This is a genomic window from Streptomyces sp. HSS9-12, assembly GCF_054963655.1.
Genome location: NZ_JBUEGC010000092.1, coordinates 1 through 7,985 on the forward strand (window position 1 = coordinate 1; position 7,985 = coordinate 7,985).

The window sequence follows — 7,985 nt, forward strand, 5'->3', positions numbered from 1 at the left end:
CATGTTCGCGGTGGTCTATCCCGGCCTGGACGCGCTGAACATCATGCGCCTCCACAGCCCGCAGTCGGCGATCCTGTCCGCGGTCATCTTCAACGCGCTGATCATCGTCGCGCTGATCCCACTCGCCCTGCGGGGAGTGCGGTACCGGCCCAGCTCCGCCTCGCAACTGCTGAGCCGCAACCTCTACGTGTACGGGCTCGGCGGCCTTATCGCCCCCTTCATCGGCATCAAGCTCATCGATCTGCTCGTGCAGTTCATTCCGGGGGTGTCCTGAATGCGGCCGCCGACCTGGGCCCGCCGGCACCTCGCGGCGCTGCGCGCTCTTCTGCTGCTGACCGTGGTGTGCGGGGTCGTCTACCCGCTGGTGGTGACCGCCGTCGTCCAGCTACCAGGGCTGCGCGGCAGAGCGAACGGCTCGATGATCGACGCAGGCGGACGTACCGTCGGCAGCCGGATCATCGGGCAGAGCTTCACGGGCAAGGGCGGCAGGACGCTGACGCAGTACTTCCAAAGCCGCCCGTCGGCCGCAGGCACGGGTTACGACCCCACCGCGACCGGCGCCAGCAACCTCGGCCCGGAGGACATCCGGGACACCCTGCCCGACCCCGTGCTCGTCAAGGCCGGAAAGCAGGATGCGAACGCCCGGCAGAGCCTGCTCACTCAGGTCTGTTCCCGCAGCAAGGCAATCGGCCAGCGGGAGGGCGTGGACGGGGCACGTCCGTTCTGTACGCCCAACGGGGCGGGCGCGGTGCTGGCGGTCCTCGGCCCGCGCGACGCAGCGGGCCACGTGCCCAGGCCGACGCGGGTCGTGAGCGTCAACGAACAGTGCCCGGCGAAGCCGTTCCTCGCCGCCTACCGGGGCGTCCCCGTTCGGTGCGCCGTGTACGGGCAGGACTACGCCACGGGCGAGATCGTGCCCGTACGCGGCAACGCCCCGGCGACGCCGGCTGTGCCCCCCGACGCCGTCACCGCGAGCGGCAGCGGCCTGGACCCCGGCATCTCGCCCGCCTACGCGCGCCTGCAGGCACCCCGCATCGCGCGCGTACGCGGGCTGCCCCTGCGCCGGGTGCTCGACCTGGTCCAGGAACACACCGCTGGACGGACACTGGGATTCATGGGAGCCCCGCACGTCAATGTGCTGCGGCTCAACCGCGAGCTGGACCGCCGCTACCCGTTCCACGGGTGACGAAGACCGGCTCGGGGGCCGAAGGGAGGACCGTGATGGAGCGCGGGCAGCTGCGCATCTACCTCGGCGCCGCCCCCGGGGTGGGCAAGACCTACGCCATGCTCGCCGAGGGACAGCGCCGGGCCGAGCGCGGCACCGATGTGGTCGTGGGCTATGTGGAGACCTACGGCCGAGCCCGCACCGCCGCGCTGCTGGAAGGCCTCGAGGTCGTCCCCCGCAAGACCGTGTCCTACCGCGGAACGGCCTTCACCGAGATGGACACGGACGCCGTGATCGCCCGTCGCCCCCAGGTCGCGCTGATCGACGAGCTGGCCCACACCAACGTTCCCGGCTCGCCCAATGCCAAGCGCTGGCAGGACGTGGAGCGGGTTCTCGACGCCGGCATCACCGTACTGACCACGGTCAACGTCCAGCATCTGGAGTCGGTCAACGACGTCGTTCGGCAGATCACCGGGGTGCCGCAGCGAGAGACCATCCCCGACGAGGCCGTACGCCGCGCCGACCAGGTCGAACTCGTCGACATCACCCCCGAGGCGCTGCGCCGCCGGATGGCGCACGGCAACATCTACCCGCCGGAGAAGGTCGACGCCGCGCTCACCCACTACTTCCGGGTCGGCAATCTGACCGCCCTGCGCGAGCTCGCCCTGCTGTGGCTGGCCGACAAGGTCGACGATCAGCTCGAGCAGTACCGCGCCGAGCACGGCATCGCCCGCACATGGGAGGCCCGCGAGCGCGTCGTCGTCGCCCTGACCGGCGGTGCAGAAGGCGACACCCTCATCCGCCGCGCCTCGCGCATCGCCGAGCGCGCCAGGGGCGCCGACCTGCTCGCCGTACACGTCACCCGCAGCGACGGGCTCACCAGCGCCGCCCCCGCCCACCTCGCCCGGCAGCGCGCGCTCGTCGAAAGCCTCGGCGGCACCTACCACCAAGTCGTCGGGGACGACATCCCCGAGGCGCTGCTCGACTTCGCGCGGGGTGTCAACGCCACCTCCCTGGTGCTGGGCGCCTCTCGACGCGGGCGCCTCGGGCAGCTCTTCTCACGTGGCGTCGGCGTCGACACCACCGCGCGGTCCGGGCCGATCGACGTTCACCTGGTCACTCACGAACAGGTAGGGCGGGGACGGCGCGCGGGCCTGCCCCGCGAGGGAGTGACGCGACGTCGGCGCCTGGCCGGCTTCCTCCTCGCCGCCGGGGGACTGCCCCTGCTCACCCTCGTCCTGGCCAATCTGCGCGGCCAACTGTCGCTGTCCAGCGACATCCTTGTATTCCTCCTGGCGGTCATCGGCGTCGCGCTGGTCGGCGGCCTCTTCCCGGCGCTCGTCGCCGCCCTGTCCGGGTTCCTGCTCCTCAACTACTACTTCACGCCTCCCGTCCACACCTTCACCGTCGCCTCAAGCGACTACCTTCTCGCCCTGGTGGCCTTCATCCTCGCCGCGGTGGCGGTCAGCGCGGTCGTCGACCTGGCAGCCTGGCGCACTCGCCAAGCGGCCCGCGCCACCGCGCAGGCCGAAGTGCTCTCCACCCTGGCCGGCAGCGTGCTGCGCGGCGAACAGGCCCTCGACACCTTGCTGGAACGGCTCCGGGAAACATTCAGCCTGATCTCGGTCACCCTGCTCGAACGCCGGCCCGGTGCGCCGCTGACCCCCGAGCGCCAACGCGACCCGCACAGCTGGCAGATCGCTGCTTCCGTCGGCGTCGAGCCGTGCGCCAGCCCCGACGAAGGCGACGCCGATATCCCCGTCGGCGACGACCTCACGCTCGTACTGCGCGGCCATGCCCTGCCGGCGGCAGAGCAGCGGGTCCTCGAGGCGTACGCAGCCCAAGCCGCCGTCGCACTGCGCCAGCAGCGCCTGGCCGAGGAGGCCGAACAGGCCCGCCCCATCGCCGAGGCGGACCGAGCGCGCACGGCCCTGCTCAATGCCGTCAGCCACGATCTGCGCACCCCGCTGACCGCCGCCAAAGCCGCCGTCGACAGCCTCGCCGACACCGGCATCGCATGGACCGACGACGACCGCGCCGCGCTCGTCGCCACCGCCAGGGAATCCCTCACCCGGCTCGACAAGCTGATCTCGGACCTGCTCGACGTGAGCCGGCTCCAGGCAGGCACGCTCGGCACCGCTGCGCAGCCCCTGGCCGTCGAGGACATCGTCGCCAGCGCCCTGGACGGCCTCGGGACCGCAGACCACCACGTCGATATCCGCATCCCGGATGGCATCCCGGAACTGCTTGCCGACCCCGCGTTGGTGGAACGGATCCTGGTCAACCTGATCTCCAACGCTCAGCGCCACAGCCCGCCCGGCAAGCGCGTACTGATCACTGCCAGCACCCATGCCGACCGCGCAGAACTGCGGGTCATCGACCGCGGACCCGGCATTCCCCGGGCCGACCGCGAACGGGCCTTCCAGCCCTTCCAGCGCCTGGACACCGCCGAACGCCACACCGGGACCGGGCTCGGGCTCACTCTCGCGCGAGGGCTGGCCGAAGCCATGGGCGGAACCCTTGTGCCCGAAGAGACCCCTGGAGGCGGCCTCACGATGGTCCTCAGCCTGCCCGTCGCCCAGCCGCCGCTCACGCCCCGCGCGGCTCCGCCGCTGTACGAGGCTGACGAACACTCCGCCCGCCGGGCGGGTGGTTGAGGGCACCCGCCCGACGGGGTCTGCCGATCCGGGGAGGACGCTCGGTCAAAGCGTCCACGCGGGGAAGGCCGCCCGGATCGTCAGTTCTGGCCGGCTCCGGAGCTTTCCGGGCCGGATGAGGCCCCGGCACTATGGCGACGTCACGGGGCAGGCAGGCGGAAGGTGACGGTTTCCTGCCCCGTGGCGTGCCGTGCGGTGTCGGCCCGCCGGTGAGTGAGCGCCCTGTCGGTGGAGGCCGGCCGAGGGCCGCGCCGCACGAGAAATCTACGGCGGGCCCGAGCGGCGATCCAGCGCTCGTACGTCCTGTTGACGCCGCTCTGACGGGGCCTTGCCATTGGCCCCCGGCGCCTTTGATGACGCTTGGTATCCGCCCGGCGTCGGGCATGCCCCGGCCTCGGCACCATCGCGCCACTGGTCCCCCGACCCGTACCGGGCCTGGAGGCGAGGTGCTCGAGCGGCGTCCGGACGGTCGCGCGTTAGGAGTGCGTCAATACGCCGCACGATGCCGTCAGAGTGCCGTCAAGAATGCGCTCACCTGCGCGATCGTGCGGTCTTCTATAGGGCGCCGGCGTCCGAAGCGGACGCCGTTTCCACTGTCCGAAAGTACCTAGGAGCTCACGATGGCCGACGTGGCCTTCGTCGTTACCACGGTCGCGGTGTTCGCGCTGGTGGCATTCGTTGCCAAGGGGGTGGCGAAGCTGTGACTGCCGAAAACGTCGTCGGTCTGGTCGTGGCCGTCGCCCTGCTGGGCTATCTGGTCCTCGCCCTCGTCTTCCCGGAGAGGTTCTGAGTACAGATATGAGCCCGGAACTCGCTGGTGTGCTCCAGTTGCTCGCGCTGATAGCGGCGCTGGCCCTTGCATACCGTCCGCTCGGCGACTACATGGCCCGCGTCTACGGCTCGACCAAGCATCTGCGCGTCGAGCGGTGGATCTACCGGGCCATCGGTGCCAACCCTGATGTGGAGATGCGCTGGCCCGCCTATCTGCGCGGCGTCCTGGTCTTCTCCGCCGTCAGCGTCCTCTTCCTGTACCTGCTGCAGCGCCTCCAGGGCAGCCTGCCGGGATCGCTCGGCTTCTCCTCCATAGACCCGGATCAGGCGTTCAACACCGCCGCGTCGTTCGTGTCCAACACCAACTGGCAGTCGTACTACGGCGAGCAGGCTATGGGCCACGTCGTGCAGACCGGCGGCCTGGCGGTGCAGAACTTCGTCTCCGCGGCCGTGGGCATCGCGGTCGCAGTGGCGCTGGTGCGGGGCTTCGCCCGCACGCGCACCGGTGAACTCGGCAATTTCTGGGCCGACCTGGTGCGGGGTACCGTACGGATCCTGCTGCCGGTCTCGGTGATCGCCGCGGTCGTGCTCGTCGCCTGCGGTGCGATCCAGAACTTCGCCGGCATCCACGAGGTCGGGCAGTTCATGGGCGGCTCGCAGCAGTGGAACGGCGGCGCGGTGGCCTCCCAGGAGGCGATCAAGGAGCTGGGCACCAACGGTGGCGGCTACTTCAACGCCAACTCGGCCCACCCGTTTGAGAACCCCAACGGGTTCACCAACCTCTTCGAGATCTTCCTGATCCTGGTGATCCCGTTCTCGCTGACCCGCACCTTCGGCAGGATGGCCGGCTCGGTGAAGCAGGGCTACGCGATCCTCGCCGCCATGGCCACCATCTGGGTCGGCTTCGTCGCTCTGATGTGGTGGACGGAGTTCGGCGGCCACGGCCCGGCGTTCGAGATCGCCGGTGGTGCGATGGAGGGCAAGGAGACCCGCTTCGGTATCGGCGCCTCGTCGATCTTCGCGGTCTCCACCACCCTGACCTCGACCGGTGCGGTGGACTCCTTCCACTCCTCCTTCACCGGCCTCGGCGGCGGCATCACCATGCTGGGCATGCAGCTCGGCGAGATCGCGCCCGGCGGTGTCGGCTCCGGCCTGTACGGCATGCTGATCATGGCCATCATCGCGGTGTTCATCGCGGGCCTGATGGTCGGCCGTACGCCCGAGTACCTGGGCAAGAAGATCGGCACCCGTGAGATCAAGCTCGCCGCCCTGTACATCCTGGTCACCCCGGCGCTGGTGCTCTGCTTCACCGCGGCGGCGATGGCCTTGCCGACCCCGGCGAACTCGATGACCAACTCGGGTGCGCACGGCTTCTCCGAGATCCTCTACGCGTACACCTCCGGTGCCAACAACAACGGCAGCGCCTTCGCCGGACTGAACGCGGACACGCAGTGGTTCAACACCACCATCGGTCTGGCGATGCTGCTCGGGCGCTTCATCCCGATGGTGTTCGTGCTCGCTCTCGCAGGCTCGCTGGCCGAGCAGAAGCCGGTCCCGGCTACCGCTGGCACCCTGCGCACCGAGAAGCCGCTGTTCACCGGGCTGCTCGTCGGCTCGATTCTGATCATCACCGGTCTGACCTACTTCCCGGCGCTCGCACTGGGCCCGCTCGCCGAGGGGCTGGCGTCATGACCACACACAGAGAAAACCAAGAGGACGCCGTGTCCCCTGTTGCTCCCACCAACCCACCCGGTCTTACTCCCACCCGGGCTCCGCACAGCGACGTGCCCACAGGTCACAAGCCCACCGGCCGCGTGGGCGGGGGCCTGTTCGACCCGAAGCAGCTGGTCACGTCGCTGCCGGACGCGCTCCGGAAGCTCGACCCGCGGGTCATGGTCAAGTCCCCGGTCATGTTCGTGGTGGAGATCGGCTCCATCGTCACCACCGTGCTGGCCGTCAAGAATCCCGGCGACTGGTTCGGCTGGGTCATCGCCGCCTGGCTCTGGCTCACCGTGATCTTCGCCAACCTGGCCGAGGCCGTGGCCGAGGGCCGCGGCAAGGCCCAGGCCGACACCCTGCGCAAGGCCAAGACCGACACCGTGGCCCGCCGGCTGACCGGCGACACCGAGGAGCGGGTGCCCGGTACCGAGCTGCGCGTCGGCGACCTGGTGGTCTGCGAGGCCGGCGACATCATCCCCGGCGACGGTGACGTCGTGGAGGGTGTGGCGTCCGTCGACGAGTCGGCCATCACGGGCGAGTCGGCCCCGGTCATCCGTGAGTCCGGAGGCGACCGCAGCGCGGTCACCGGCGGTACGAAGGTGCTGTCCGACCGGATCGTCATCAAGATCACGACGAAGCCTGGCGAGACGTTCATCGACCGCATGATCAGCCTGGTCGAGGGCGCCGCGCGGCAGAAGACGCCGAACGAGATCGCGCTGAACATCCTCCTCGCGTCCCTCACCATCGTCTTCCTGTTCGCCGTGGTCACCCTGCAGCCGTTCGCGATCTACGCCGGCGCGGAGCAGTCGCTGATCGTGCTGACCGCACTGCTGGTCTGCCTGATCCCGACCACCATCGGCGCACTGCTCTCCGCGATCGGCATCGCGGGCATGGACCGCCTGGTCCAGCGCAACGTCCTGGCGATGTCCGGCCGCGCCGTCGAGGCCGCGGGCGACGTCTCCACGCTGCTGCTGGACAAGACCGGCACCATCACCCTCGGCAACCGTCAGGCTGCTGAGTTCGTCCCGGTCAAGGGCACCACCGCCGCGGAGGTGGCGGACGCGGCACAGCTCTCCTCGCTGGCTGACGAGACTCCCGAGGGGCGTTCGGTCGTCGTCCTGGCGAAGGAGAAGTACGGGCTGCGCGAGCGGCACCAGGGCGAGCTGGAGCACGCCGAGTGGGTGCCCTTCACCGCCCAATCCCGGATGTCGGGTGTGGACGTCGACGGCAGGAAGATCCGTAAGGGGGCGACCGGTTCGGTCATCAACTGGGTCAAGGAGCGCGGCGGCGACGTCCCCGACGACGCCGACACCCTCGCCAACAAGATCTCCGAGGCCGGCGGCACCCCGCTGCTCGTGGCCGCGGAGGACGGGGACAAGGCCCGCGTCCTGGGCGTCATCCACCTCAAGGACGTGGTCAAGGAGGGCATGCGCGAGCGGTTCGAGGAACTGCGCCGCATGGGCATCAAGACCGTCATGATCACGGGTGACAACCCGCTGACCGCCAAGGCCATCGCGGATGAGGCGGGCGTGGACGACTTCCTCGCCGAGGCCACGCCCGAGGACAAGATGGCGCTGATCAAACGAGAGCAGGCCGGCGGCAAGCTCGTGGCGATGACGGGCGACGGTACGAACGACGCCCCGGCGCTGGCACAGGCGGATGTCGGTGTTGCG

At 69.9% G+C, this 7,985-nt stretch carries 5 protein-coding genes and 1 pseudogene; all 6 read left to right on the forward strand.

Annotated features, from left to right (window positions below):
* Positions 1-274, forward strand: a pseudogene (locus ACY34J_RS28400) (potassium-transporting ATPase subunit B); the annotation flags it as partial.
* Complete coding sequence (locus ACY34J_RS28405) at positions 275-1,186, forward strand: potassium-transporting ATPase subunit C (protein WP_462729509.1); 912 nt, start codon at positions 275-277, stop codon at positions 1,184-1,186.
* A gap of 35 nt (positions 1,187-1,221) precedes the next feature.
* Complete coding sequence (locus ACY34J_RS28410) at positions 1,222-3,822, forward strand: DUF4118 domain-containing protein (RefSeq protein WP_462729510.1); 2,601 nt, start codon at positions 1,222-1,224, stop codon at positions 3,820-3,822.
* A 700-nt stretch (positions 3,823-4,522) separates the two neighbouring features.
* Positions 4,523-4,612, forward strand: a complete 90-nt coding sequence (gene kdpF, locus ACY34J_RS28415; RefSeq protein WP_037802756.1) for a K(+)-transporting ATPase subunit F — start codon at positions 4,523-4,525, stop codon at positions 4,610-4,612.
* Between the two features lie 8 nt (positions 4,613-4,620).
* On the forward strand, positions 4,621-6,285 hold the full coding sequence (gene kdpA, locus ACY34J_RS28420) for a potassium-transporting ATPase subunit KdpA (RefSeq protein ID WP_462729511.1): 1,665 nt from the start codon (positions 4,621-4,623) through the stop codon (positions 6,283-6,285).
* Positions 6,282-7,985 (forward strand): potassium-transporting ATPase subunit KdpB (kdpB, locus tag ACY34J_RS28425; protein WP_462729512.1); only part of this gene is annotated, 1,704 nt, incomplete at its 3' end. The genes kdpA and kdpB, both read left to right, overlap by 4 nt.

What these genes read in the sequence shown, in the direction of transcription:
- ACY34J_RS28405 (WP_462729509.1), top strand. Translation starts at nt 275, where the DNA reads ATGCGGCCGCCGACCTGGGCCCGCCGGCACCTCGCGGCGCTGCGCGCT.
- ACY34J_RS28410 (WP_462729510.1), top strand. Translation starts at nt 1,222, where the DNA reads ATGGAGCGCGGGCAGCTGCGCATCTACCTCGGCGCCGCCCCCGGGGTG.
- kdpA (WP_462729511.1), top strand. Translation starts at nt 4,621, where the DNA reads ATGAGCCCGGAACTCGCTGGTGTGCTCCAGTTGCTCGCGCTGATAGCG.